Source organism: Oscillatoria sp. CS-180 (assembly GCF_028330965.1).
GTDB lineage: Bacteria > Cyanobacteriota > Cyanobacteriia > Phormidesmidales > Phormidesmidaceae > Halomicronema.
The window spans coordinates 1-26,119 of the sequence record NZ_JAQMUB010000078.1; the positions used below are offsets into that span (position 1 = coordinate 1).

A 26,119-nucleotide genomic window follows, 5' to 3' on the forward strand; every position below is an offset into this window, starting at 1 on the left:
CCCTTGTTCACAGAAGCGCTGCAGGCCGCACGGGACATTCAAGACAATGACGCCCGCGCCTTCGCGCTCAGGGCACTCGCCCCTCATTTACCCGAGCCCTTGTTCACAGAAGCGCTGCAGGCCGCACGGGACATTCAACACGATGACGACCGCGGCAGTGCGCTCAGTGCCCTCGCCCCTCATTTACCCAAGCCCTTGTTCACAGAAGCGCTGCAGGCCGCACGGGACGTGCAATCCGATTCCGCCCGCGCCAGTGTGCTCAGTGCCCTCGCCCCTCATTTACCCGAGTCCTTGTTCACAGAAGCGCTGCAGGCCGCACGGGACATTCAACACTATTCCGCCCGCGCCAGCGCGCTGAGCAGTTACCTAGACCGTCTCAATTGGCAGGATAGAGATTACCCATTTTGGCAAGGGCTGCTTCATGCTCTGTCTGCTCAGGAGCGTCCGTCCTTTATTGCTGATCTGCCAAAACTCAGATCGGGTCTGATTCGCTTTGGGGGAGAGGACATAATTTTGGGGGTGGTCCAAGCGATGAAGGAGGTTTGTCGGCAATGGGGATGAGATTGAAGGGCTGAAGGAGCCAGAGGATTCAAAAGGGCGATCGCTTCTACAATTACCTTTGAGTCGTTAAGGCTAAAACTTCATTTACCGTTAGCTCAACAATGCCTAGCGCTGGCAACTGAGCAACATCCGTTAAGATGTCTAACTCACCCTCCTGCCATACCCAAATGCGATCGCGTTGCAAGTCAATCAGCCAAGCCAACACGGTGCCATGTTTCAGACAATGTAGGATCTTTGCTTCCAGATCGACAGTACTTTGGTCAGGAGAACGGATCTCAATCAGCCAGTCGGGTGCAGCTTGCAAATGCCCTGTCTCGGGTAAGCGAGCTTCAAGCACTACAGCAATATCGGGAACGGGCGATAGATTGCCCACGTTGCAGCGGAGTTCTTGAATCGCTTCATAAGAACTTTGAGCCGCGTTGATCAGATTGGTCAAATTGCGTTGTAGCCGCGAGTGCTCGATGGTAGGCATGGGTTTTTGAACGGCACCCTCTGCCAACAGCTCCCAAGCAGGACTCGTCTCAATATCCGGGAGTTGCAGAAATTGCTTTAAGGATAAGAGGGTAGCGGTTGACATGGGATTACTTTAAGCGATCTCGTTTCCTAAATTGTGGCATGAGCCAAGAGGACTTTTCTCCTCTGACTGACGCCTAATTGCTCTCTCTTTAGACGGTGAGAGCGCTCTGTTAATTGAGTCCCAAAGGTAATTTTTGGAGGCTAGCATTCTATTCTGCTGGTCCTAAGCCTGGTATTACATTCTACTGTTGGAGAACTGAAAATTCTCGTGTCGGCGGTTCAAGTCCGCCTCCTGGCATTCGCCTAACCAAATACTTTTGACGCGTTACTGGCAGTGGATCTCAATGCAAAGACGTCCGGAAATCCATTGAAGATAGTTGATTATCTAGGTGTAGTTATTTTCTACATGTGATGCCCTCATTGAAGGCTATACTGTCGCCCCTAGTATTGTCTGTCAGTGTTGTGGTGTCGGCCACTATTACTCCTGAGGCGCTTGCATCTGATTGTCAATCTCTGGATGTGGTTCGTGCTCAGTTGCTTTCTGGGGTGAACCATCGTCCGTACAATGCCCTGATGCGATGTCGTAATCAGGCTGTTCCTGTTCTTATCAAGATACTCAAATCAGATGAGAGTTCAGATGTCCGATGGAGAGCCGCTGATGCCTTGGAGAGGATCGAGGGGGATGCGAGTCAGATCGCCCCGCCCCTGATGGAGGCGCTCAGTTCAGACGAGAGTGAACCGGTTCGATGGAAAGCCGCTGAGGCCTTGGGGAGGATCGAGGGGGATGCGAGTCAGATCGTCCCGGCCCTGATGGAAGCACTCAAATCAGATGAAAATTCAAAGGTTCGAGCGAGCGCCGCTGATGCCTTGGGGAGTATGGAGGGGGATGCGAGTCAGATCGTCCCGGCCCTGATGGAGGCACTCAAAGACGATGAGAGTCCAAATGTCCGAAGTGGTGCCGCTTGGATCTTGCTAAGGATCGAGGGGGATACGAGGCAGATTACCGCGGCCCTGATGGAGGCACTCAAAGACGATGAGAGTCCAAATGTCCGAGATAGTGTTGCTAATGTCCTAGGGTATATCGAGGGGGATACGAGGCAGATTACCGCGGCCCTGATGGAGGCACTCAAAGACGATGAGAGTTCAGATGTCCGATGGAGAGCTGCCTCGGCTTTGGTGAGTATGGAGGGGGATGCGAGTGAGATCGCCCCGATCCTTGTGGAGGCGCTCCAATCAGATGAGAATTCATTTGCCCGAGAAAGAGTCGCTGATGCCTTGGGGAGAATCAGTTTTAATGCCCAGAGTTCGCTCGAAAGCCTATCGGATATCGAGTTGAGTCAAATCATTAATACCTTAAAAACGGCGGTCATGATTGCTGAGACTCAAGAAGGTATCTCTAGCCAACAGGTTGAAGCTATTCAGGTTCCCCTTCAAGCTTTGATCCGAGAACAGGACTCTCGTCGCTTGAAACGCATTGCCAGACCAACTGTCTCTATCTTTGGCACTCATCTCCTCTTCTGGCTTACTCTCATCGGGCTTTACCCCCGATACCCTTGGGTGCAGGCGATATTTTTCTGGAATCCTTGGGTGCGTCGTATTGCTGGCGCTGGTTACGTGGGGCCAGCTCTGGCCTGGATCCCGTTTCTGCGAGCCAAGCTCTTTTCTCCTTTCCAAGCGTCTCTGTTGGCTGATGCTGAATTAGAAAACTTCTCTCCTGGAGTTTACTTTGCGGCTTCGGAAGTGATTCCCAAGGGCACTGAATCTCCTCAACCTCTGGCTAATGCCATCCCAGACATCTGTGGTCAAATCATCTTGGAAGGAGCCTCTGGCTTAGGTAAATCCATGGCTCTGCGCCAACGGGTCTGCAAGTCTCGCCGAATTGTGGTGTATCTCCCGGCTCAAAAGTGTAGTCAGGGGGTGATCGAAGCGATCCAGGCAAAACTCCATGGTCCTGCTCAAGATCCTGACTTTCTTCGCAACCTCATCTACAGTGGTGCTCTGGATATCTGCATTGATGGCCTCAATGAAGTCACGGCTGACACTCGCGCCAAAATCACCAGCTTTGTTGAAAGCTACTTCAAGGGCAATATCATCATGGCCACCCAACCCCTGGAATGGCGACCTCCATCCACGAGCAAAACCTTTGTGCTGCAACCCCTCAAACAAAGCCAAATTGCGGAGTTTCTGATCAGCCGTCAAGACTATTTACCTTCTCAAAACAAAGACCAAGCATCCTATCTAGACCTCTGCAAAGCCTATTTGGAAAGAGCCTTTGATCCTGCCCAGCTTGATGATGAACGTTTGGCTGTCCGTAGTATTTTGTCCAACCCCATGGACCTCACGCTGGTGGCTCAAATGCTGGCCCACGGACAAGAACCCAACTTGCTTGGTCTGCAACAACAGCAATACGAAATCATGGCAGAGGACTATCAGACAGCTCACCTCCATCGGTTTCCCCTAGCCGCCTTTTCTGAAGCTGTCTACCAAATGCGCCTCAACGACGAAGAAACCATTCCCGCAGCCCAATTCCTAGATGAACTGCGCTGCCTGGAACGCTACAAGATGGTTCTCAGTCGTCAGTCCGCTGACCTGGAGGGTAATCCAACCCAGTCTTGGTTCTTCCGCCACGACAAAATCATGGAATTCTTCATTGTCCAAACCTTTCTTGGCCCAGACAATACTCGTCCCCAAGAGCACATGGGCGACCCCCGTTTCCGAGGCGTCTACTTCCTACTAGCGAACCTTCTCCCCTTCAACGCGGCCATGCAGCTCCGGGAATCCCTCATCCGCTACGCTGCGGATAACCAGGACCATAACGTCAGTGATGGCTTCATCAAACTCCTCATTTCCAGAGAAGCCACCACAAAAACAACTCCTTCTACTCGGCAGGAGGCTCAGTCCCAGTGAACTTTTGACCTGTCCAGTTACGGAGCGACGCAACTACTCTCACCGGATGGCCCGGTTTGACGTGGTTGCTCCAATGAAAGAAGTAGGGTTTTGGCAATGTGCCAGTTGGGTCAAAAAGTCCGTTTTTAGGCCACTAGCCCGCTGGGTAGTGCTGGCGCAACTTCTCTACCTCGTTTTCTTGAAAACTGTCTAAGCACTTTTTGAGGTGCCATCGGTACGTAGGTCGCCATGCGCTGGGGTTGATGTTGCGATAGTGCTGATTCTTTTTGAATAGCTCATCCTTCAACGTCTCTCTAATGAACTTTTGGCTACAGCCCAGCTCTTCAGCTAGTTGCTTAGTGCTGACCCACGGCGATCGCGATTTAGCCATTGCTTTCACCCCGCAACTTTGCCAACTTCCGCTCTAGCGATTTGCAGAGGATATACAGCTCTGTTGGCTCTAGGTAGTCCTTAGGGTTGGTTTTACCCCTTTCGGCGGCCCATGCAAGGAGCTGGGGATGATTCCACCCTTCAAAGTTTGCGGGGCGGCCTGCGTCAGCACCGTAGTTAGTCCCAAAGGCTGAATCCAGCGGGGCTAGTTCGATAAACAGGCACTCAATTCTTGCAAGGATAAAGGAAAGGTCTACGGGGTCAGGAATGTGCTCTAGGGCGGTGGCTTCTGGCATCACACCTCACCCACAGCGCCGGGTTTCCAGTTGAGGTTCGGAATCCAGCCTAGGGAGCCTGTGGAATTCCCCTTTCTCTCCCCATACCCCTCTCTTTCCCCTGCCGGAGATAAGTTTTTTAAATGAGTGGACTTCAAGATACACACTTCATTTCCACCCCCCTTGTGTGTAACCGTCCGTATACCAACACTTTCGAGGCTTTCTCTGACTAGACGCTGAACGGTGGCTAAATCTGCTGTATCCCTTGCACCGTCCGGGGTTACATGCTGTGCCTCTGGTTTAGGGTGGGGATGCCACAGCTCAGCATATTTGTAGAGAGTTGTCAGGCTGCACTTCGCGATCGCCACCAGCTCATTCGCCAATCTCTTAATGCCCATCTGCGGGGCCTCAAATCGCAGCGATCGCATTGCTTCAAGAATGCGGGCCTTGGCATCGTCTGCCCTCTGTCGGCAAATGTCCTTAAAGGGTTTTCGTTTTCGTATCGGCTCATCTCCGAGGGGCCAGTAGTATTTTTCGACGGCCAACGCCCAAGCATCACAGCGGCGACCTATCTCGTGCTGGTGGCCGCACCAGCGCTCATAACCGGGCCGTGAGGTTGCAGTGGTGAACACATACACTTGCAGGTCCGCGCCGCTGAGCTTTTCAAAGACACGGCCATAGGTGGCGATTTCTTTGAGGAGCTGGTTAGTTTGGCCGTGCCCCGTCCAGCCATCTGCAATGATGGTTTCCAGGTCTGCTTGCCACTGAGCAGCGGGACCCGTGGCGGCACGGCGACGGCGGCGGCGGTTGGCACGAGCTACCAGCAGCGCATCGGCTATCTCGTCATGGTTGTTCCACTGCACGGCGTGATCCCACATGGCCCAAAAGAGGCTGAGGGTATCGCCACAGGGTTGCAGGTCGCCATCCAGGATACAGCTTCCACTATGGGGCTGAAGGGGCAAGCGATGCCCGTTGTATTCATAGAACTCACCGCGCCACGATTTGCCATAGGGCTTCTCGTTGGGAAAAACCTTCGAGCTGGCCAGGGGCGATCGCAAATCCTTGAGCTTCGAGGCACTGTTTTAGAGCACAGGCGACCGAGAAGGTGCGGTAGGGCTGCGGGAAGGGGATGTAGATATGAACGCCACCGCTGAAGCTTGAACGCAACAGGATAGGGGCAAGATCGCGATCGGTTTGATGGTGGGGGGCGGCTAGTCGATGTCGATGTCCCCAGCTTCACGCCGCAGCAGGTAATCCAGAACGCGATCGTGTTGTTCAACGGCGGCGGTCAGACTATCCACGCGCTGAGTCAATGCCGCAATATCCCGCGCATTCGCTTGAGCAAGGTTAGCAGCTTGAGTTAACAGGCGGCCTGCACTGAGCATCAAGTCTTCAAGTTGGCTCAAACGGTCCTCAGAGCTATCGCTAGGTTGTGCGCTGGTCATAGCTAGCAAGTTGAAAACAAAGTGTTGAAAACAAAGTATGGAGATCAATTCAATGATAACCACCAACACAGCCCCGGAGATGGGCCGAGATCGCGATCAGTTCAATGAACCTGCTTTTCCATTTGCCGACCACGGCGAAGTGATGGGGAGTGGCTTAACAAAACGAGAGATATTCGCAGCGATGGCGTTGCAAGGAGCATTGGCCTGCGACAGCTCAGAGGGTATCTGGGCCAACGCACGATTTGCAGTGCGGCAGGCTGATGCCCTCATTACAGAGTTAATCCGCTGCAAGCCCACAGACACCGATGAGGAATTCGACTAATCACCGTTTTCGGATGCCGAAGGTCAGTGGAGCTACAACCGCTGCGCTGAGCACGCTGTCAGGCACGCTGATTCATTCGGGAACTGAGCAAATAGATTCATAGCTTTTGAAGCATCCAACACCCCCCATCGGGGGGCTTTTTCTTCATGCCCATTTATCCAGGAAAACCAATGCAAACCCTACATCCCGACATTCTCGAAAGCTTGCAAGAATGCGACTTAACCGACATTCTCGATGCTCTTTGCAGCTTCATAACTGCGAACACATCACAGAGCTACTGCTACAGCAGCCCGTCAATGGTTAAACCCCCTCAGCACTTACCACAGCCCTAGAGGGGGCCTGTCCCTTACAGAACATCATCATTATGCCTGACATCTCTGCTGCACAATTACAGCCCTCCGCAGGGCAACCCAACATCCCCTATCGGCCTGCGTGCTCGCAGATGCAAGCGCGATCGCGCTCCTTCATTGACCCTCATACTGGCAACCTATATGCTCCTGGCTTGGGCAACACGATGGACGGGGTCCGGTATGACCAACTTCGACGCACCGACGAAGTGCTAGAGCAGATACGATAGAAGCACTCTTACCACAGCCATCAATGACCAATCCACAGAACTCTACTGAAGACCGCTTAGACCAGGTAGAAGACCGCTTAGACCGAGTGGAGTCTCTACTCGCCAGCGCTGGGCAGGTCATCCTAGACACCTCCCGTCTTGCTCAGCAGAATACTGAGCAGCTATCGCGGATAGAACGAACGATGGCTGATTTCGCCTTACACTCAGCTAGCGATCGCGTTGAGTTTGAGGCGTGGCGACGCACTACAGCCGCAGCTCTTGAAAAGATAGACCGCGTCCTAGATTATTGGATGCAGCGCGATGGCGAGCAGCCAGAAGGGTAGGCTAATTATCAGGAACCTAGTACCGCTACGCGGAATTCAAAATTCAGAATTCAAAACTAAGGCAGATAAGCTTTCTCAGTGTTTTGAATGGTGAGCCTATTTCTGCCGCAATGTACTGGATGTTACCGAAACAGGGCTATGAAACCGTCCCCACGGGGCGGTTTTTGGTTAATCGTCAGACTTGAACTACAAAATCAGCTTAATTAGCAAGCTTGCTATTTTTTCTATTCCAAAGACAGCAAAGATTCCGGCAGCAACTAACACAATAAACATTTGCCATCCAGCCTTAAACCACAGTGGAGAATCAGTTTCTAATGGCCCAATCCAAAGCGCTTTTAGAACCGCTGTCAGGAAGCTTAAAGAGTTGTCTGGATTTTTAAGTTGGGCCTGTGCCTTCTGCTGTAGCTGATATCTGTTGACTTCCTCATCAAGGTTAATCGTTTTTTCTTCAACCGGAATTGCTTCTCTTTCTACTTCTAAAGTGTCGTCTGAGTGAGTAGAGAAATAGAGCCAGTTATCCGGCTTTGTGAAAAAGAATCGATCCCCATCAACAATAGAGTACCACTTGTCCGGCTGCAAAAGTGACTGGCGATCATAGGCATTCTTAAACGTGTAACCGCTCTCGCTTAGGTGCTGGATTTCCCACAAACCGTCTACCCCTCCCTCAGCTCCGTTCCGATCACCAATCGGGGTAAAGCGAACAACGGCGTGTTTCCGGCTGACCCACTTCGCAGAAGGACCACGGAAATATAGCCCGGTGCGATCGCCAAGCTCAGCAGCGTGAGTGATGTGGATGCAGAGCGGGCATTGATTGAGAAGGAAGCGGCAGAGCAGAGCACCCCTCGGGATGACGATCCGGACTGCCCCAGCCGTTGGATGACAATGAGGAAGAGTGATGAGGCGGCCACCCACGCTTGTCCCTTTGGCGGTTGGCTAAAATATCAATACGGCTCAGCTCCATGAGGTCAAGGTTGATGCTGCAAACTCCTCTCACAACCCAACCCCTCTGGCTGCAACTGCCCAGTGACCTAGCGCTACGAGTCACGCCAGAACAGTTTGCGGCGCTGGCAGCGGCGAATCGTGACCTTAGATTTGAACGCACGGCAACGGGAGAATTGATTGTGAACCCACCCACTGGGGGAGGCTCTGGTAAGCGAAATGCGAAAATCATCACTCAACTGGGCGTGTGGGGTGAGGCCAATGAGCAACTGGGAGACTACTTTGACTCCTCAACAGGCTTCAAGCTACCGAATGGAGCCAACCGATCGCCGGATGCCTCCTGGGTGCGTAAAGAGCGCTGGGAGGGACTGACGCTAGAAGAGCAGGAAGGGTTTGTGCCCCTGTGTCCTGATTTTGTGGTGGAGCTGCGATCTCCCACCGACCCCCTCAAAGGGTTACGCAAGAAAATGCAGGAATATCTGGACAATGGCGCTCAACTAGGGTGGCTGATTGATCCACAGAATCAGCGGGTGGAGATTTATCGAGCGGGGCAAGCGGTTGAGGTGTTGGAGCAGCCTAGCACGTTATCTGGGGAAGCTGTTTTGCCGGGGTTTACCCTGTCGCTGCATCGCATTTGGTGAAACTCCCTACCCTCTCATAAAGCGACCTGTTTGCTAGAGTCACCGTATTGGTAGGCTTTTGTGGGCAATAGAAGCAGTATCCCTGGTGCCAGATGAGCAAGTCATGACTGAATCTCCGAAACCCGATCGCCCTTCTTCCGCCTAGAAGACGACTCAGGCAACCTGTGAGGTGTTGGGTGTCTCCAGATGGACGCTGGCAACGATGCGAAAAGACGGCACTTTGCAGCAAGGCTACCACTGGAAAACCAAAAATCCGAAGGCAACCAGACTGACCTACCTTTGGCATTGCGATCGCATTCATACCCTACAGTGCGAAGCGCTAGACGTGTGAGCAGTCAGACGACAACTGCTATTCAGCGGTTGAGGGATCCGGTTGCAGCAGGGATAGCAGCCCGTCGCGTTCTTCTCGCAATGCAACATTATCAGGGGCGAGTTCAGCCGCTGTGTTCCAATACTCTAGGGCTTTTTCAGCATCGGTTTGAGCCTGGTCGGGCTGCTGTTCCTGAATCAGCACAGCCAACTGTAGGTATGACTCACCGATACTGTAAAGGCATTGAACGCTGTCGGGGACGATCGCAAGGGCCGTTTCATAAGTGGCGATCGCAGCCTCGTAACTCTCTAAAGCAGCATCCGGTTGAGCCAAAATCATTTGCAACTTTGCTTGGAGCGTAAGGGCCTGACTCTTTGCCATTAGACGATCAACATCTTCAGATGCCTCGTCGTCAGCAGAAATGGATTCTTGAAGAGATTGGCAAACGGATTGCAGCCAAGAAACCAGTGTTTGATACCGTTCGCGTAAGCGGCTATCTGCGGGGGCTATCTCCAGAGCACGATGCCAGGATGCTAGCGTCATCCCAAAGCACGCGATCGCGGATTCGATTTGCTCCTGCTGCACCAGCAAATCCGCCAGCCTTTGCAGCGAATTGCCTTTGTTGTTGAGCGCCTTCACATAGTCCGGGGCCCGCTCTAAGGCCGCATCAAAGGCCGCAATCGACTCGCCATAGGTCGCCTGCGCCAAGCCGTGCTGCGACAGCGCCGCCTGCAAAATCGCCAGCCTTTGCAGCGAAAGGCCTTTGTTGTTCAGCGCATACACATAGTTCGGGGCCCGCTCTAACGCCGCATCATAGGCGGCAATCGAGGCTGCATAACTGGCCTGCGCCAAGCCGTGCTGCGACAGCGCCGCCTGCAAATCCGCCAGACTTTGCAGCGAATTGCCTTTGTTGTTCAGCGCCTTCACATCGTCCGGGGCCCGCTCTAAGGGGCATCAAAGGCAACAATGGACGCTTCATAACTGGCCTGCGCCAAGCCGTGCTGCGACAGCGCCGCCTGCAAATCCGCCAGCCTTTGCAGCGAAAGGCCTTTGTTGTTCAGCGTAGCAGTCTCTTCTGGATTACCAATGAGGGCCTGTTCATACGCAGAAATTGCTTCGGTGTATTCCCGTTGAGCCTCTTCATAAAGAGCCAGTGTCTGAAAATACTGCCCCTCTGAATTAGAAACCAACCCCTGCTTGAAAGGCGTCTGAATCACCAGCTCTCGCCGCATATCCAGCAAGGCTCGACAAAGCTCGTATCGGCTCAGCTCCAAAGCTTGATCAAATACCTTAACCCAGAGGTCAATCCCCTGCGACCAATTCAACCGATTGATATGGTAGATTCCCTCGATTTCCCCCTGCGCCTGATAGTGCTCGGCTAAAACCTGGTGCGCTTGCTCTACTTCTGGTGCATCGTCTAAGCGCCGCAGCAAATCATGAATGCGATACCAGTTCTCCCCCCGCTGCTCAGCCTGCCAGACAAAGGAGAAATTCTTTAACCGCCTGAAGGTTGGCTCATCGGTGACAAAGCTGAGTTGGGTGCCCAGCAGTTGATAAATCTGCCGATCAAACGCGCGACAAGCACTCAGCGCATGAATGGCGTAGCGCATGTCTTCGTTCACATAGCGCAGCAGCCGCTCAATCAGTTCCTCGCCCTTCTTATCAAACTCTGGAACGGTAGCGAAGTCTTGGGGCGTGAGGGGCTGCTTATTCTCTGGAGCCTCCAACACGACATCCGTACACAACCCCAAATGTAGAGGATGCACTTCACGGCGCTCTAACGGCTCCTGCGGATTCACACTGGCATAGGTGATCAAGCTGTCCTGCATCGGCGCATCGCGAATGCCCACCTTTTCCAAATAAGCCCTCGCATCTTCAATCTTCAGGTGCCCCACTTCCTTCAGGTGCAGATAGTCTTCAGGAATTGCCGTTTTAGGCTTCACCGCTCTCGCCTGGGGCCATTGGGGCTGATCTCGTCCAGCGACAACAACGACAATCCCTGCCTGCAAGTCCAACCCTCGCAGTAATCGCCGCAGCCACTCATCCTGAAAAAAGTACACCTCCCGCGACAGGTTCCGCTGAGATCCCCAAAAGGCTTCATGGGTGTCAAAAAACAACGCGATGCGCTTGGGTCCATCGTGTTGCTTCATCGCCGCATTCAAATCTTCTGCAAAGAGTCTAGGCAGCTCATCAATCAGTTCCCGGTCTAAATCTTTAGACCGGATATCGGCCTGGGTCGCCTTATCAACTCCTCGCTTAGTAAATTGCAGCGTTAGCTTCTCGCTCCACCCCTGCACACCAAAATCTATAAAGGCTTTAAGCACGGCCCCAACCGGATTCCCGGTGAGGGTATCGGCAGCCGTGGTCGCCAGTCCGGCCATTTCATTCAGCGGAAAAAGCGATTTAATCTCGTCCAGAGATTTCCCTTTGCTATGGAGATACCAAATACAGGCAAAGTCATAGCGCAGGAAGCGCAGGCGAGCATTACCGGCGGCGGATTCCCCTAACGCTTTTCGCAATAGCAGCAGGCCGTAAAACCGATCCTTCGGCTGCACTTCCCCCTGAGGGGTCAGCCCAAAATCCAAAAGCGCTGAAGGAACCGGTAAATATTGGGTCGAAGGCCAGGTTTCCAATCGATGGGACAACTCCGCATCGGGTAGACTCCGAAGCTGCTGCCACTGCTCTGGCAATAATCGCTTGCAGACAGTCTTCTGTAGGTACTTCAGCAACAGCGATTTGCCATTGCCCCCCGCTCCATGGAAAAACAGAATCTCTTTCCCGGCTGGGTCCTCATTGATGCGCTCGGCCAGCAGGCGAGTGAAGCTATAGCGGTCGGTAAAAAGCTCTAGGGCACGATCGCCTTCGGTAATTGACGCCAATGGCTGCAAATCGTCATCAATACTCATTAAGTTCGGGGGGCGAAATATTGCCTCTAACTTGGCAAATCTCAATCATCCCCGTCCAACTCCAATTAGCTCCCTTTATCAATATTTACACTGGAGCTAATCGCGGGTGGCTCGTTAGGAATGGCTCCCTCGATGGTTTCTCAGTTAGCGACTCTCAATTTCAATCCGATTGAGAACCGCTGGTCAAAACGGAACCTGACTTCAACCCATTGCCCAAAGGGATGGCATCGGAAAAGAGTGAGGGGGCGACTCGTTCCCCGTCACGACGCCTCCGAATCTGCCTGCTGCTCTAGCCAACCTTGCAAATCCGCGATCGTCTCAAAATCAAACAACGCCTCTCCCAACACCTCCAAACTCTCCAACGGTAACCGCCTTACCTGCTCCCGCAACGCCTCCGATAATCCTCCCAACTTACGATTCAACTGCCGCAAGATTAGTGACTTAGCCGCCTCTTCACGACCTTCTTCACGACCTTCTTCACGGCCCTCTTCACGACCTTCTTCACGGCCCTCTTCACGGCCTTCTTCACGGCCCTCTTCACGGCCTTCTTCGCGGCCTTCTTGTAGGGCTTCAGCGCGAGTTTCTTGATAAAAGCGACTGTCTTTAACCAGGTCAGTGAGTCCGAGCATCGTCGCAATCTCCTCCCGCGACAAACGGGGAAAGGTATACACAACAATTGTTTCTATCAATTCTACCAAGCGCTCTGCTTCAACTGTAGGAAGGGCTGATTGCTGCACCCGTGCTAACAATCCTCGGGCCGCCTCGGGCACGGTCGCTGGCGGTTCCACGATGAGCCGCAATGTGCCCAAACCAGGCGATAGCTCTGTGATTGCTCCCAGCTCATTGAGATAGACCACCTGAACATCGGGCGCGCTCAGCAGGGTGCCGAACGTTTCTAGCTCCGCCACTTCAATGGCCGCACTGGGATAGATGACCACAGCTCGCCAGCGCTTCACCGATGGCCGCCGATACAGATACAGAAACACTTCTGAAAAGAGGCGGCGATACAACAGGGCATCGCGCTGCATCTGCACTTCCAAAAAATAGACGGGTGCCTCAGAACATTCTTCCGGCGGCAAAAACACCCCATCGAGGCGAAAGGCCGTTTGCTTCACTTCCTCCGAGGCAAAGCAATAGCCCTGGGCCTCGCTTGCAGGTCGTCCTATCAGCTCAAAGAGAATTTCGGGGCGGCTTTGAAAGAGTACGTAGAACAGAGAATCGGTTTTCACAACCAGCAGTTATCCCAGGGAGTAGCCGGATTCTATCGTGGATAGATGGTGGTCGAGTAATCTCGCTACGGCAACGGAGCGATAAACTACTTGCAATGCTTGGTTGCAATGTCCTTGAGATTGAAAAACAAATCATTGCTCCTGGAGCAATGGAGCCATACGTAAAGGTGTTCTTAACTGTCAGCGAACCTCAGTAGTTCTGCAACCTTCTCGTTGAAGTCGATAGGGGGTGTCTGTCGCCACAGGTCAAAGCGGTAGCTGCGGTCTTGGAAGTTCCCCTTAATGCCGCCTCTGCCCTCGTCATGGGCAAGAGTGTGATCGCGGCTTCAGTGACGGGGCCGGGGCTGGAGCTGGTGTAGTAGTCGGTGCTGGGGCTGTCGTGGGCGGCGGCGGTAATGGTATAGCTCCTGTTCCGGGGACTGCTCGCTGAGCTGGTCTAGGCAGTTGATTGGGCGGCAGCGGTTGGGAACCGGGGAAGTCATGTCGTTCGGGCTGATTGCCCAGTTTGTTCGGCGCTGGAGGCGGCAACAGGTTAGGAGCTGGAGCACCACCACCACCAAACAAAACGGGTCTCGTTGGCGGGGCAAGCCTATCACCAGAAGGATTACCTCCAATATCAAGCCGCCCATCAACCCGTTCTGCTCTAAACGTATAGGGCAAGTTTGCGATGTATCCGTTTTTCGTCCTTGGACCCGCTAGGGCTATAGTGGGTTGTCGTGGTGCCATCAGGTCGCACCGTCTGACCTGTAGATCCTGGTGGCTTGAAAGGCTGATGGGTTCTCTCGATTGAGCGGTTAGCCCAATCGATATCATTTTGCAGCCTGGTAGATGAGATCGACCGATTCCGGTAGGCGATCGCATCGATAGACGGCGGCAGATAGAATGAGCCACCGGTTGGGGTCAGAATTTGGCCCATCTAAGCAGCCTTGTAGGTGTTGGGCAGGACTGCGTTGCTCATGGCCTCAGCAAAGTTCCATAGGGGCTGAGTTCCGTCACTTGTCCAAGCTGCATTTAATTCAACCGACGTACGGCAGATGGCGCGTTGGGTGTTGTCTGCCGTGTTGATGATGGAAAAGTCAATTAATGGCGCTAGCCCGCTATCAACAGGAGAACCCTGAGATTCTTTGTAGGTCACTCCTTTGTTGAGTTCGTATAGGGCCAGCTGCCCCCAAAGGACAAGTTCTTCCAGAGTGTCAATGCCGGAAGGAATGCCGGATGTTTGAAAGGCTGTCATAGAATGGGTTGAGTTCAGTTCAGCCAAATGTTTCCTGAATCAGTAACACTTGTACTGTTTCAGGGCTAAAGGTTTGAAGTCTTGCCAAGACAGCACAGTTAGGCACAATACCAGGTACGTCAGCAATGGAGCAGCCTAAACCCCCTGTATGGAGGAACTTACAGCCGTTAGTTGATATGTCTCGAATTCCCCTGGGGGTATTAAAATTTAGATTGCATCAAACCCTTGAGAGACCCGAAGGTTCTCAAGGGTTTATAGCGTATGAACCTTCGTACATGGAACCCATGATTTCATTCCCTGCCATATCCCAATTCTGAAAGAGTGCAAATTTTGAAGATTCTCAGAATTGGGATTTTGCAGTGGATTAGATCTGGAGTGAGGGGAGCAGTTGAGTCAGCGAAGACGTTTCAACGATGGCAGTCCTGCTGACAAGGGAGTGACTCATTTAAGCTGACATCATGTTGATTGCTGATCGCAAGACTGCATCAGATAATCTATATGAGACTGCTTTAATTCTAGCCATTCAAACGTCTGAGATAGGCTCCATCTGCGAAACCGAGCTATCTGCTGAATTTGGCTTAGGGTGATGTCAGGCATAGCATTGGTACGCCATTCTTTGATGGTGTAGTAGGGAATCCCTAGACCTTGAGCAAACGCTTGGAGTGATTTGAAGCTAGATTGTTCTAAATCTAGCCAGGCTAACAGAGCCTCAATGTTCCAGGGATAGTAATTCTTTTGCATAGAGATTGCCGGACAGTTACGATAGGAAAAAATCGAGCTACGCAACAATTATTAACCATCCATACCGGTTGGTCTCCAGCTTTCCGTCGAAATTGTTTTTTATCTTACAAAAGGCGAAAATTATTGCAGAAATTGGTCTTTCTCTTGACAAACGGATAACTATGCTTATTCCTGCGGGTCGTGGCTTAGTTTTTTTGCATCATGAAGATAACGGTACCGCATAAGGCAAAGCGGCAGAATAGTAGTCTCAACGAAGACACAGAGAAATAAACAGGTCTCCCTGCCACTTCTGTTCCAAAACAGCCGTGAAATTAGTAGGCTTACCGATTAGCCCGAGTGGGGCAGCAAACCTAGCGATACAGCCATAGCTTTTAGAGTTCAAAGATAATCGTGACTGTGGGTTAGCTTCCAATGAAAGGGTTTGATGCACTTTATGGCTGCACAGCAGCGAGCTAGCGCATTGCAGACTTAGAAGTAGAAGCAGGAGACCAAATCCGTTCTAGAGCAATCTCATGCGGAGCAGAGGCGGAAGTCCCTGCTTTGATTTAGCGCTGTCGGACTTTGCCCTTTGATGCTTAGCCTCCGGCAACAGCAGGCACAATGCTGACTTCGTCTCCTTCGTTAAGAGCCGTATCTTTGCCTTCTAGAAAGCGGATATCTTCGCTATTGACATAGAAGTTGACGAAGCGGCGCAGTTCTCCTTGGTCATCACACAAGCGTGCCTTGATGCCAGGAAACTGGGTATCTAGCGTATCCATCAACCCTGATATAGAGCCTGCGTCACATTCGACTGTTGCTTCGTTGTTTGTGAATTTCTGCAGGGGAGTCGGGATGAGAACTTTAACAGCCATAGCTTGATGAGTTATTGAGTTAAAAAGAACAAAAGTGTCATAAGCGACGAAACAGCCTACCCTGTCGATTGCAACAGAGGCAGGCCGTGACTACGCGAGAGTGAGTTTTCACGAGAAGCCTCAGAAAACTCATTGAAAACGCTTTAAACCAGGACTTGCTGCCAATCAAGGCGCTCTAGAGTACGGGCTCGCTCTAGCGCCCGCTCAAAGCTGTCAAGCTTCGGATCAATCGTCAGCGGTTCACCGATGTAGCCCTGCACAGCCTCCTGAGTCTTTAAGCCATTGCCTGTGATATAGGCAACGGTCGTCTCATCAGGATCAATTTTTCCAGCTTCAACCAGCTTCTTCAGAACAGCAATTGTCGTACCCCCTGCTGTCTCCGTAAAGATGCCTTCAGTTTCGGCTAATAGCTTGATGCCATCAACAATTTCGGCATCAGTCACATCTTCAATGTTGCCCTTTGTTTTGCGAGCAATATCGAGAGCGTAGATGCCGTCAGCGGGGTTACCGATCGCAATGGATTTAGCAATTGTATTAGGCTTCACTGGAGAGACAAAATCACGGCCCTCCTTGAAAGCTTGAGAAATGGGAGAACAGCCCTCAGCCTGAGCACCACTAAAGCGAACAGCCTTGTCATCTACCAACCCGGTCTTGATGAACTCTTGGAATCCCTTATAGATTTTGGTGAAAAGAGAACCGGATGCGAGAGGCGCAACAATATGGTCAGGAAGCTGCCACCCCAACTGCTCGGCCACCTCATAGCCCAGCGTTTTAGAACCTTCTGAATAGTAAGGCCGCAGGTTGATGTTTACGAAGCCCCAACCGTGGCTGTTGGCAACTTCAGAGCAGAGACGGTTGACCTGATCATAATTCCCTTTAACCGCCATAACGGTTGGCCCATAGATCAGCGTCCCTAACACTTTGCCGGATTCTAGATCAGAGGGAATAAATACGCAGCAGTCGAGGCCAGCATGAGCCGCGATCGCAGCTGTCGAATTCGCCAAGTTACCTGTACTAGCACAAGAAACGGTGGTAAACCCCAATTCTTGCGCTCGTGTTAGTGCGATAGAGACAACCCGGTCCTTAAAGCTCAACGTTGGCATGTTGACCGCGTCATTCTTAATGTAGAGAGATTTCAAGCCTAGACGACGAGCCAAGCGGTTTGCCTTAACCAATGGAGTCATCCCTGTCCCAACATCAATGGGGGTATCGGTTGCAACGGGTAGAAAATCCTTGTAGCGCCAAATCGATTTTGGCCCCGACGAAATACTTTCACGACTGACTCTCTGGCGAATCGTGTCGTAGTCATACATCACTTCCAAAGGCCCAAAACAAACGTCTTCACAGACATGTTTGGCACCTAATTCATAAATTTCCCCACACTCACGACATCGCAGTGCCGAAAAAGTAGGGGCAGTTGAAGCGGTTTCTACTGACGTTTGAGGTCTATCGATTGCCTGAGTCATGGTCTTCTTTCTTCTCTCGCAGAGTTAGCCGTCAAATTCTGCCGCAAACTGTTTGCAGCGAACTTTTGGGGATAGTAACACGGTGAAAATAGAGGGTCAAACATACCCGACTTTTTTAGTCGGGATTGACGAGGTAGCCCACTAGAGGTGTATGAGCTGAACAAGAGCGGGAAAATTTGTTTTCTTTTTGCTATTAGGTATTGATGGATACAAAATCTATTCTCATAAGTCGAGTTAATAGATTCTCAACTTGTTACGGTTTGCTGTCGAAGAGGGTTTAGATAGCCGTCAATTCTGGAGAAAAGCGGTTTTTTCTGAGCACTTCTATACAATTGTCGATACCGTAATGTTCGATTTCAGCAAGCGAGAGTGGACTCAAGATGGTAGCAGCGCAGGACAAGCCTTTAGCTAATGCGTTTCGACAGCTTGCTGGCGGGGCCTTTCCACCAATGGTTGAGACCTACGAGCGAGGTAAGACGATCTTTTTTCCGGGAGATCCTGCTGAGCGGGTCTACTTTTTAATGAAAGGGGCTGTCAAGTTGTCCCGCGTATATGAGATTGGGGAAGAGATTACGGTCGCTTTGCTGCGGGAAAACAGCGTATTTGGAGTCCTGTCGCTCATTACGGGGGAGCGCTCAGATCGCTTCTATCATGCTGTCGCGTTTACGCCCGTAGAACTCCTTTCGCTGCCGATTGATCAGGTGCAGCCTGCTTTAGCAGAAAACCCAGAGCTAGCGATGGTGATGCTGAAAGGGCTTTCATCGCGGATTTTGCAGACTGAGATGATGATTGAGACCTTGGCCCATCGGGATATGGGATCTCGCCTAGTCAGCTTTCTACTTATTCTCTGCCGAGATTTTGGAGTACCGAGTCCTGACGGCATCACGATTGATCTAAAGCTGTCGCATCAGGCGATCGCAGAAGCCATTGGTTCGACCCGGGTCACGGTCACGCGCCTACTGGGCGATCTCAGGCAGGAAGGCATGATCTCTATTCACAAAAAGAAAATTACGGTTCATGACCCAGTTAACCTAAGCCAGCAGTTCACTTGATTGGAAGACAGTGCAGTAGAGTGGTTTTGAACCGCAGGTGACGGGGCATGGCCACTGGATACGTCCTGGTTTTAGCAGTACTGATTTTAGGGGGTGTGATCGCAACATTAGGCGATCGCATCGGTATGCGTGTGGGCAAAGCCCGCCTCAGTTTGTTTCGCCTACGCCCGCGCCAAACCGCAACCCTAGTGAGCATTTTGACGGGCAGCGTGATCTCAGCTTCCACCTTGGCATTGCTGTTTGGTGTCAGTCGTCAGCTTCGCACTGGCGTTTTTGAACTAGAGCAGATTCAAGCTGATTTGAGCCAAGCCGAAGCGGAACTGGCGAATGCCCGGCAAGAAAAGGCTGGCATCGAAGAAGCCCTAACGGACTCTCGCCAAGAGCAGCAGGAGGCCGAGGAGGATTTGCGAGAGATTAACCAGTTTTTGCAGGAGGCCGTTGAACAGCAGCAGACTACCCAAAGTGAACTACAAAGGTCGCAAGGGCAGTTAGAAACGCTGAGGTCTCAACTATCAGATGTATCGCAGCAGTCCGCTCAGCTGCAGCAAGAGATTCAGAGGCTAGACTCTGAGCGATCGAGCCTACTGAGCCAACAGGAGGCGGTACAGGGAGAGATTGAGGAGCGCGATCGCGCGATCGCCCAGCGTGATGATGAGATTGTCCAAAGGGACCGTGACATCGCAAAGCGTGAGCAACGACTCAGCGAACTACAGTCGCAACAGGCCATGCTACAGGAAGATGTCATTGCCCTGGAAAGACAATATGAAGGTCTTTTTCGCGGTAGCGTCGCTGTAGGACGAAATCAGGCCCTCGTCTCGGCCCTGATTCGTGTCCGCGATCGCTCTGAGGCCCGAAGAGCTGTCGATCAGTTGCTGCGAGAAGCGAACCAATCTGCCATTCAGCAAATCGCCCCTGGCATTAGTCGCGATCAGCAAGTGTTGTTGATTGCTCAAGAAGATGTTTCTCGTCTGATTGACCGCATCAACAATGGGCAACCCTATGTTGTGCGAGTCATGTCGGCAGCGAATTACATCATTGGCGAACCTTGTGTCGTAGCCAATGCAGAACCTTGTGTTCAAGTATTCGTAGATGCCACTGTCAACGAGGTTATTTATCAACAAAATGAACGTCTTGCAGCAGTTACTGTTGATCCTCGTAGTCTTACCAATCAAGACTTAGTTGAAAAACTCAATTTGTTGGTTAACTCCCTACAATTTCGCGCCCGTCAGGACGGTATTGTCAGCGAGTCATTACAGATTGCCAATGGACGTACGGAAGCATTACTTGCTTTTTTAGGGGAGATAAAAACGTTTAATGAGCCCATTGAAATCCAAGCGATCGCCTCTAGACCAATCCTCACAATTGGCCCTTTACAGGTAGAACTATTTGCGGTGAGCGACGGAGAGATTCTGCTGCGTACTGATGAACTGCCGCGTGAAACCCCAGAAGATGAAGAACCCATGAATTCACCTACAGAGGTGAGGTAAAAAATTCGTCATCGGATCCAAAATTAATATTCTCTAATTGTAAGAATTTAAGAATGTCTACAAGATTTGCAGATAGTAACTATCTCGTCCTTCAGACTTTATTCTGTAAATCTAAGTGTTTACAATTAACCTACCCGTCGAGAAAACTCTAATAACCGCAGTGGGGATCGCATAGGACGCATTTTTGTAACGCGTTTTGTCATGAAGTCGTCAAGCGATTCGCGTGTCCTATTAAGTGGTTGGCGATCGCTCCTAACATTGCTTTTTGCCAATGGTAAAAATAAGTGAGATAGGAGTAATAAGCCAAAAACTTAGTCGGATGTCGTCAATTTAATGCCTTTTCTTCAGAATAAGGAGCAATCCGATGAAATTTCAAGACATTTATCAGTTTTTTGAGAATCCACCCCCTATTTATCTCAATAAGGAACTGGCTGTCTGCTATGTTTTGGCGGTACTTCTACAACAAGACTCTTATGGGACAGAGCTTATTCAAAAGCTATCTGAAACCTATGTGGATTATCGCCTGTCGGATACGGTACTGTATAGCGCTCTAAAGTTTTTGGAAGACCAGCAGTCCATCGATGGCTATTGGAAAAAAGTTGAAGGTCGAGGTCGCCCTCGCCGTATGTATCGTCTAAATCCAGATTGGCGAATGCAGGCCGAAGAACTCGCCGAGATGTGGCGCAGCTATATGCAAACGCGCGTTTCTCAAAAGGGGGCTGTTACTGAACCGGCCTTTTCGAGTTACTAAACGGTCGCTCTGCAAGGTCACGAACTCGATTCACAGGTCGATTCGTGGCCTTAATTTTTGTAGACAAAATTTTATAGTTCACATTATTCACACTGAGTAAACACGCCATTTAGGGTGAATTCGTTTCACAAGAATCCTGAACTCAAGACGGAACCTTGACTTGGATAGCCCTACTCGGTTCAGTCAGGCGTCATAGCGATCGTGCCGCTCACTATGGATCGGAACTCATGTTTACGAAAAAGCCATGAATTTTTTGCGGCGTCTCAATATGTGGGTGATCCCGCTGTCGTCATTCGCGTTACGCTGAAAAAGTTGATCTTTGCAGCGGGTATGCTATGCAGGCATGATTCGGCAAACTGTATGGCGTTGCCCAGTTCTTTATTCGTGAAAATTAGAGGTTGGGCTTTTACTTCGAAGCGCGCTAGTCTAGTGCTCTAGTTTGGCCCTACATCGTTATTCTTAATAGCTACATCGCTTCTCAAGGTGTTATGAATCCTATTACTCAGCTCAAAGCCAAACTGCCCTCGCCACTTCGACGCTTAGCAGATTTGGCCTACAACTATTGGTGGAGTTGGACACCCGATCGCATGTCCCTCTTCAGCACAATCGAGCCGACGATCTGGCAGAACTGTTATCACAATCCAGTGGCACTCATCGAAGCTGTCTCTTACGAAAGGCTTTCCCAAATTGCTGAGGATCCTCATTACTTAAAGCGGTTGCAGGTTCTTGCCAACCAGTTTGATACTTACATGCGCGATCAAAAAACTTGGGGTAGTCAGGCTGTTCCTGACCTTTCTCCTGAGGAGCCAGTCGCCTACTTCTGTTTGGAGTATGGTCTACACGAGTCGCTGTATGTGTATTGTGGGGGACTAGGCGTGCTGGCGGGGGATTACCTGAAATCAGCCTCTGACTTGGGCGTTCCGATGGTGGGAGTTGGCCTCCTCTACAAGCAAGGCTATGTCTGCCAGCGGTTGAATCGAAGCGGTTGGCAGGAAGATTTCTACCGCAGCAACGACTTTGATCATATGCCTCTTGAACTAGTCAGAGACGAATATGGTCAGCCTGTCACCGTTAAGGTCACCGTGCGTCAGCGAACAGTACGGGTCCAGGCTTGGAAGGCCAGGGTTGGACGGGTCGATTTGTATTTGCTGGATGCCGATCGCTCGGACAATGACCCGATAGACCGCAAGCTAACCGGGCAGCTTTACAGCGGTAACCGAGAGACTCGGCTAGCGCAGCAAATTCTCCTTGGCATTGGCGGTGTCCAGTTGCTACACACGCTTGAAATTGAACCGGCTATCTATCACATCAATGAGGGTAGTTCGGCTTTCGCGCTATTGGAAGTTGTGCGTCAAGAGATGGAGTATTCTGGCAGCACGTTTGAAGAGGCCAGAAATTGGGTCCGCGATCGCTCCGTTTTCACCACTCACACACCTGTTTCTGATGGGAATGACGCCTTCTCAGCAGACATGATGGATTCTTTCTTTGGTCACTATTGGCCGCAGCTAGAGTTAGCCCGAGAAGAGTTCTTACATCTGGGAGCACGTCGTATTGGGGATCCGTGGGAACCGTTTAGTCTCACCGTACTAGCCCTTCGGTTGACTCGCCAGGCCAATGGCGTTAGCCGTCGTCACGGTGAGGTTTCTCGTCAAATGTGGCAGATTCTGTACCCAGATCAAGCTCAGGACTCAGTCCCTATTGGGTATGTCACCAATGGAGCTCATCTGCGCAGCTGGACAGCGCCACTGCTGGCAGACCTGTATGGTCAATATCTAGGCCATGACTGGGCACATTATTTTGCCAACGCAGACCGCTGGAGCAAAGTCGATCTCCAGTCGGCTAGCACCATTTGGCACAAAGTCGATTCCATTCCCGACCGTGAGCTGTGGCATCGTCACTGCATCTTGAAAGAGCGCTTGATTGCTTACACCCGTGCCCGCGTATTAGCATCGCGCCTAGAACGCAAGGAGGCCAAAGACGATATTTTAGCGATCGAGCGTTTGCTTGATCCCAATGTGCTGACGCTAGGCTTCGCACGTCGTTTCAGTCCCTACAAGCGTGGTGCCTTGCTGTTCAAAGATCTGCAACAGGCCATTCGAATCTTTTCGCACGCTCGTCGTCCTATTCAAATTATCTTTGCCGGCAAAGCTCGTTCTGGAGATGATGAAGGCAAACGGATCATTCAACGTTTGATGGAATGGTGTCGTCATCCAGCGCTGCGCGATCGCGTTGCTTTTATCGAAGACTACGATATGTTCACCGCTAAGCTGATGGTGCATGGGGTCGATGTTTGGCTGAACACGCCAAGACGCCCAACAGAAGCGTGTGGAACTAGCGGACAAAAGGCCGCATTTAATGGCGTGATCAACTGTAGCGTTTTAGATGGCTGGTGGTGCGAAGCTTACCAAGCGGGTTCCATCAATCAGCCTGCCAACGGTTGGGTTATCGGTGAGGCCGTTGATACTAGCGACCAAGAACTGCAAGACCAAATTGATGCCGATGCGTTGTATACCCTTTTGGAACGGGATATTACGCCTTTGTTCTATGATCGCGATCGCAACGGCATTCCCCACAAGTGGATCGCCATGATGAAAGCCTCTATTCGAACAAACGCTCCTAATTTCAACAGCGATCGCATGGTGTCTGACTACGTCACTCAAGCCTATCGTCAAGAGTCAGCCCATGAGATGAATGTTAAAGCGGGTCAGGTAGCCTAGCTCTAACCCTGTACGGGCAGCACTATGACCATAGTTGGAGAATGCAAAATTTTACTCAGGATGAATTCTAGGGATTGATTAGGTTGAATGAAATGTCCTGGTGATATCTGAGGGCAGCCCAACGAAGCAAAAAATTTTGTAAGCTTGATCTTTGAACCCATCACCATAGTGATGGTTGAACCACTACAAGGAGAAGTTTTGATGGCTGATACAGCAACTTACGTAACGCTGACGGCTGAAAATTTTGAGAGCGAAGTCATCCAAAGTGACGTTCCCGTTGTGGTTGATTTTTGGGCGGCTTGGTGCGGACCTTGCAAGCTCATGAACCCGATTATTGACGGATTAGCCGCAGAATTTGAGGGTCAGGCAAAGTTAGCCAAGATCAATATCGATGACTATGAGGCTGTGGCTAGCTCATATCACATCATGGGAGTTCCCACGCTGCTGTTTTTCAAAAATGGCAACTTGGTTGACCGCACTGAAGGCGTGATAGCTCAAGAAGCGATCGCTGCAAAGATCAATGAGATGCTTGCTTAGGAATGAGTGAATTTTAAGTTCTCAATTTTGAATTTTGAATGGTTGATCTACCGGTAAATCCAAAGCTCAAAGTGGATACTTCAATAAATTCCCGTTCCTTAGGGCACTCAATCACCTCAACGGCCACCAGGCAACCTTATCCCGAGTTGTACTGTAAATCCCTTTCAAGGCTTCTGCATTCGTCACCGTTACCCAATCTCCTTGGGCATCGGTGGCGCGATTCGTTTTCAAAATGCCTTCTCGGGTCATCCCTTTGAGCACTTGCTCAACGGTGCGGTGGTTGAGTTGGCAGGCATGGGCAATGATATCTACAGGCAAATCGAAGCTAAAGTGACCGTTTGAATCGGGCTGGTTTTCCAGTGCTCGCTCCTGATAAACCAGTGCTCTCAGGAGTGCCGCCACTGCCTGGGGTGGATAGGTACTGCAATTCAACAGGTGATACTGAAACTTTTCGCGTAGTTCAAAGAGAAAGCAGTAGCGATCGCGAAAAATCTCGCTTTCGGCATACAGTTCTCGAACAATCTCAACAGGCAGTTTAATGACATCTGTTGTCTTGTAGGCTTCGACCAAGCTGGGAAAAGCACGAGTGACAGGTGCGGGACCTAAAGCCAGATTTCTCATGCCAAAGGTGCTGCCGACATAGGTGATGCCGATGATTCGATCAAGAGGTGTGCTTCGCACCACGACTGGGCCGCCTGACAAGATGATGTAAAGGTAATCCAGAAAAATATCGGGCTGAAAGGCTGTAAAAATGGGACGGCTGGAGTAAAGCTTCTCCTGCATGAGTTCCGCTGGCTGTAGGCGATCGCCTAGCCACTGGGGTTCCATTTCTCGAAACAAAAAGGAGCGGGTTGTAAGTTGCTGAACTAATTCGGCTTTCTCTAACACCTTGGCCTGCCTGCCGGTAGGATCCGACAAAACTCTCAGACACTTTATTTTGTCATAGGTTCGCTACTTCTTTCAGCGCTGAGAATAGATAGATAGCCCTTTCGGGTATTGGGTGGTTTCGACGTCAAATCGTTTTAAGTCAATGGAAAATTAGCGCCTGTTTCAATCCCCTTGCGGGGTATTGGGTGGTTTCGACGATGGTATTAGATACTCTAGCCGAAAAATCACCTGTTTCAATCCCCTTTCGGGGTATTGTGTGGTTTCGACGTGGGTACCTTCAAGTTTTACTATAGATTCCCATGTTTCAATCCCCTTTCGGGGTATTGGGTGGTTTCGACGGGATTAGACACTTATCGGAATCGCAAGCAGCAGGTTTCAATCCCCTTTCGGGGTATTGGGTGGTTTCGACACTAGCCCTGAAACGCTATCGCCATGAGTGCTAACGTTTCAATCCCCTTTCGGGGTATTGGGTGGCTTCGACAAGCTGCCGCCAAAGCTCACTACGAGGCTGTCAGGGTTTCAATCCCCTTTCGGAGTATTGGGTGGTTTCGACTTCGCTAGAATTCCCCATCCTCGTCCCCTTTCCTCCTGTTTCAATCCCCTTTCGGGGTATTGGGTGGTTTCGACTCAAATCCCGTTAATCGGCAAGCATATAGAAATAGTTTCAATCCCCTTTCGGGGTATTGGGTGGTTTCGACGCAAGTTGATTGAGTTGGATTATGGGGAGAAGTACGTTTCAATCCCCTTTCGGGGTATTGGGTGGTTTCGACTCAGGGGTTCCGTTAACGGTTCCGTCATCATCGCCTGTGTTTCAATCCCCTTTCGGGGTATTGGGTGGTTTCGACGTTACTGAATACGGTCAAAATCAGCTTTACCAGCATGTTTCAATCCCCTTGTATGTTTAGAGGTAGGAGCGGTAGACCGCAATCCCCCTGTCTGTAGTGGCCATTTTCTGCAGAATTGGCTTCATTATAAGACGTCCGTAAGCTCGGTCGCCGTCTCCGATTCAGCGCTTTGAGAACTCGTACAATCGCCTGGCCCACAGTGAGGCCGTATCTTGCAAGAACGAGTGCAA

The 26,119-nt window shown here is 51.0% G+C and carries 28 protein-coding genes, 1 pseudogene and 1 CRISPR repeat array; of the genes and pseudogenes, 13 read left to right on the forward strand and 16 right to left on the reverse strand.

The window, feature by feature from the left end; translation table 11 throughout:
- A pseudogene (locus PN498_RS18180) lies at positions 1-561 on the forward strand (hypothetical protein); the annotation flags it as partial.
- A gap of 52 nt (positions 562-613) precedes the next feature.
- Here the strand turns inward: PN498_RS18180 and PN498_RS18185 are convergent.
- Complete coding sequence (locus PN498_RS18185; protein WP_272064548.1) at positions 614-1,138, reverse strand: Uma2 family endonuclease; 525 nt, start codon at positions 1,136-1,138, stop codon at positions 614-616.
- 350 nt (positions 1,139-1,488) lie between these two features.
- Here PN498_RS18185 and PN498_RS18190 point away from each other — a divergent pair, with 350 nt between their 5' ends.
- On the forward strand, positions 1,489-3,984 hold the full coding sequence (locus PN498_RS18190) for a HEAT repeat domain-containing protein (RefSeq protein ID WP_272064550.1): 2,496 nt from the start codon (positions 1,489-1,491) through the stop codon (positions 3,982-3,984).
- Between the two features lie 133 nt (positions 3,985-4,117).
- Here PN498_RS18190 and PN498_RS18195 read toward each other — a convergent pair whose 3' ends face one another.
- The 5 genes from PN498_RS18195 to PN498_RS18215 are packed head-to-tail and all read right to left on the reverse strand — an operon-like array spanning position 4,118 to position 6,073.
- On the reverse strand, positions 4,118-4,354 hold the full coding sequence (locus tag PN498_RS18195) for a hypothetical protein (RefSeq protein WP_272064551.1): 237 nt from the start codon (positions 4,352-4,354) through the stop codon (positions 4,118-4,120).
- Positions 4,347-4,649 (reverse strand): hypothetical protein, encoded by a 303-nt coding sequence (locus tag PN498_RS18200; RefSeq protein WP_272064553.1) that lies wholly within the window; start codon positions 4,647-4,649, stop codon positions 4,347-4,349. The genes PN498_RS18195 and PN498_RS18200 overlap by 8 nt, the downstream gene beginning before the upstream one ends.
- Positions 4,649-5,686, reverse strand: coding sequence for a hypothetical protein (locus PN498_RS18205; RefSeq protein WP_272064555.1), 1,038 nt, complete (start codon positions 5,684-5,686; stop codon positions 4,649-4,651). The genes PN498_RS18200 and PN498_RS18205 overlap by 1 nt, the downstream gene beginning before the upstream one ends.
- On the reverse strand, positions 5,616-5,795 hold the full coding sequence (locus PN498_RS18210; RefSeq protein ID WP_272064556.1) for a hypothetical protein: 180 nt from the start codon (positions 5,793-5,795) through the stop codon (positions 5,616-5,618). The genes PN498_RS18205 and PN498_RS18210 overlap by 71 nt, the downstream gene beginning before the upstream one ends.
- A 44-nt stretch (positions 5,796-5,839) precedes the next feature.
- On the reverse strand, positions 5,840-6,073 hold the full coding sequence (locus PN498_RS18215) for a hypothetical protein (protein WP_272064558.1): 234 nt from the start codon (positions 6,071-6,073) through the stop codon (positions 5,840-5,842).
- A 52-nt stretch (positions 6,074-6,125) separates the two neighbouring features.
- Here PN498_RS18215 and PN498_RS18220 point away from each other — a divergent pair, with 52 nt between their 5' ends.
- The 3 genes from PN498_RS18220 to PN498_RS18230 all read left to right on the forward strand — a co-directional run bounded on the left by PN498_RS18220 (position 6,126) and on the right by PN498_RS18230 (position 7,295).
- The gene (locus tag PN498_RS18220) at positions 6,126-6,395 is read left to right on the forward strand and encodes a hypothetical protein (protein WP_272064560.1); all 270 of its coding nucleotides are present in this window, start codon (positions 6,126-6,128) and stop codon (positions 6,393-6,395) included.
- A 364-nt stretch (positions 6,396-6,759) separates the two neighbouring features.
- On the forward strand, positions 6,760-6,972 hold the full coding sequence (locus tag PN498_RS18225; protein WP_272064562.1) for a hypothetical protein: 213 nt from the start codon (positions 6,760-6,762) through the stop codon (positions 6,970-6,972).
- A gap of 23 nt (positions 6,973-6,995) precedes the next feature.
- Positions 6,996-7,295, forward strand: a complete 300-nt coding sequence (locus tag PN498_RS18230; RefSeq protein ID WP_272064563.1) for a hypothetical protein — start codon at positions 6,996-6,998, stop codon at positions 7,293-7,295.
- A 186-nt stretch (positions 7,296-7,481) separates the two neighbouring features.
- Here the strand turns inward: PN498_RS18230 and PN498_RS18235 are convergent, their stop codons facing one another.
- Positions 7,482-7,943 (reverse strand): hypothetical protein, encoded by a 462-nt coding sequence (locus tag PN498_RS18235; protein ID WP_272064564.1) that lies wholly within the window; start codon positions 7,941-7,943, stop codon positions 7,482-7,484.
- A 132-nt stretch (positions 7,944-8,075) separates the two neighbouring features.
- Here PN498_RS18235 and PN498_RS18240 point away from each other — a divergent pair, with 132 nt between their 5' ends.
- From PN498_RS18240 to PN498_RS18250, 3 genes are all read left to right on the forward strand, one after another.
- Positions 8,076-8,258 (forward strand): hypothetical protein, encoded by a 183-nt coding sequence (locus PN498_RS18240; RefSeq protein WP_272064565.1) that lies wholly within the window; start codon positions 8,076-8,078, stop codon positions 8,256-8,258.
- Positions 8,259-8,269: 11 nt separating this feature from the next.
- Positions 8,270-8,875: a Uma2 family endonuclease gene (locus PN498_RS18245; protein WP_272064567.1), complete on the forward strand. Its 606-nt coding sequence runs from the start codon at positions 8,270-8,272 to the stop codon at positions 8,873-8,875.
- Between the two features lie 172 nt (positions 8,876-9,047).
- Positions 9,048-9,206: a hypothetical protein gene (locus PN498_RS18250; RefSeq protein WP_272064569.1), complete on the forward strand. Its 159-nt coding sequence runs from the start codon at positions 9,048-9,050 to the stop codon at positions 9,204-9,206.
- Positions 9,207-9,224: 18 nt separating this feature from the next.
- On the opposite strand, the gene PN498_RS18255 is transcribed toward PN498_RS18250, so the two are convergent.
- The 8 genes from PN498_RS18255 to thrC form a co-directional block, all read right to left on the reverse strand.
- The gene (locus PN498_RS18255; RefSeq protein WP_272064571.1) at positions 9,225-10,112 is read right to left on the reverse strand and encodes a tetratricopeptide repeat protein; all 888 of its coding nucleotides are present in this window, start codon (positions 10,110-10,112) and stop codon (positions 9,225-9,227) included.
- 17 nt (positions 10,113-10,129) lie between these two features.
- The gene (locus PN498_RS18260; RefSeq protein WP_272064572.1) at positions 10,130-12,091 is read right to left on the reverse strand and encodes a hypothetical protein; all 1,962 of its coding nucleotides are present in this window, start codon (positions 12,089-12,091) and stop codon (positions 10,130-10,132) included.
- 260 nt (positions 12,092-12,351) lie between these two features.
- Complete coding sequence (locus PN498_RS18265; protein WP_272064573.1) at positions 12,352-13,320, reverse strand: Rpn family recombination-promoting nuclease/putative transposase; 969 nt, start codon at positions 13,318-13,320, stop codon at positions 12,352-12,354.
- A gap of 300 nt (positions 13,321-13,620) precedes the next feature.
- Positions 13,621-14,211 carry a hypothetical protein gene (locus PN498_RS18270; protein ID WP_272064576.1) on the reverse strand — a complete coding sequence of 197 codons (591 nt, stop codon included), beginning with the start codon at positions 14,209-14,211 and terminating at the stop codon, positions 13,621-13,623.
- A gap of 25 nt (positions 14,212-14,236) precedes the next feature.
- Entirely contained in the window at positions 14,237-14,554 is a 318-nt protein-coding gene (locus tag PN498_RS18275) for a hypothetical protein (RefSeq protein WP_272064578.1), read from the reverse strand.
- A gap of 456 nt (positions 14,555-15,010) precedes the next feature.
- Positions 15,011-15,295 carry a hypothetical protein gene (locus PN498_RS18280; RefSeq protein ID WP_272064580.1) on the reverse strand — a complete coding sequence of 95 codons (285 nt, stop codon included), beginning with the start codon at positions 15,293-15,295 and terminating at the stop codon, positions 15,011-15,013.
- 575 nt (positions 15,296-15,870) lie between these two features.
- Positions 15,871-16,146, reverse strand: a complete 276-nt coding sequence (locus tag PN498_RS18285; protein ID WP_272064581.1) for a MoaD/ThiS family protein — start codon at positions 16,144-16,146, stop codon at positions 15,871-15,873.
- A gap of 143 nt (positions 16,147-16,289) precedes the next feature.
- Entirely contained in the window at positions 16,290-17,612 is a 1,323-nt protein-coding gene (gene thrC / locus PN498_RS18290; protein ID WP_272064583.1) for a threonine synthase, read from the reverse strand.
- Positions 17,613-17,992: 380 nt separating this feature from the next.
- Here thrC and ntcA point away from each other — a divergent pair, with 380 nt between their 5' ends.
- From ntcA to trxA, 5 genes are all read left to right on the forward strand, one after another.
- Positions 17,993-18,664: a global nitrogen regulator NtcA gene (gene ntcA / locus PN498_RS18295; protein WP_272064585.1), complete on the forward strand. Its 672-nt coding sequence runs from the start codon at positions 17,993-17,995 to the stop codon at positions 18,662-18,664.
- A gap of 47 nt (positions 18,665-18,711) precedes the next feature.
- Positions 18,712-20,151, forward strand: coding sequence for a DUF3084 domain-containing protein (locus tag PN498_RS18300; protein ID WP_272064587.1), 1,440 nt, complete (start codon positions 18,712-18,714; stop codon positions 20,149-20,151).
- A 364-nt stretch (positions 20,152-20,515) separates the two neighbouring features.
- Positions 20,516-20,902: a PadR family transcriptional regulator gene (locus PN498_RS18305; protein ID WP_272064588.1), complete on the forward strand. Its 387-nt coding sequence runs from the start codon at positions 20,516-20,518 to the stop codon at positions 20,900-20,902.
- 488 nt (positions 20,903-21,390) lie between these two features.
- Positions 21,391-23,619 (forward strand): alpha-glucan family phosphorylase, encoded by a 2,229-nt coding sequence (gene glgP, locus PN498_RS18310; RefSeq protein ID WP_272064590.1) that lies wholly within the window; start codon positions 21,391-21,393, stop codon positions 23,617-23,619.
- Between the two features lie 201 nt (positions 23,620-23,820).
- The gene (trxA, locus tag PN498_RS18315; protein WP_272064591.1) at positions 23,821-24,156 is read left to right on the forward strand and encodes a thioredoxin; all 336 of its coding nucleotides are present in this window, start codon (positions 23,821-23,823) and stop codon (positions 24,154-24,156) included.
- A 111-nt stretch (positions 24,157-24,267) separates the two neighbouring features.
- Here trxA and PN498_RS18320 read toward each other — a convergent pair whose 3' ends face one another.
- Complete coding sequence (locus PN498_RS18320; protein WP_272064592.1) at positions 24,268-25,074, reverse strand: Crp/Fnr family transcriptional regulator; 807 nt, start codon at positions 25,072-25,074, stop codon at positions 24,268-24,270.
- Positions 25,075-25,203: 129 nt separating this feature from the next.
- A CRISPR array of direct repeats spans positions 25,204-25,889; the repeat unit is 37 nt; unit sequence GTTTCAATCCCCTTTCGGGGTATTGGGTGGTTTCGAC.
- The last annotated feature ends 230 nt before the right edge of the window (positions 25,890-26,119 follow it).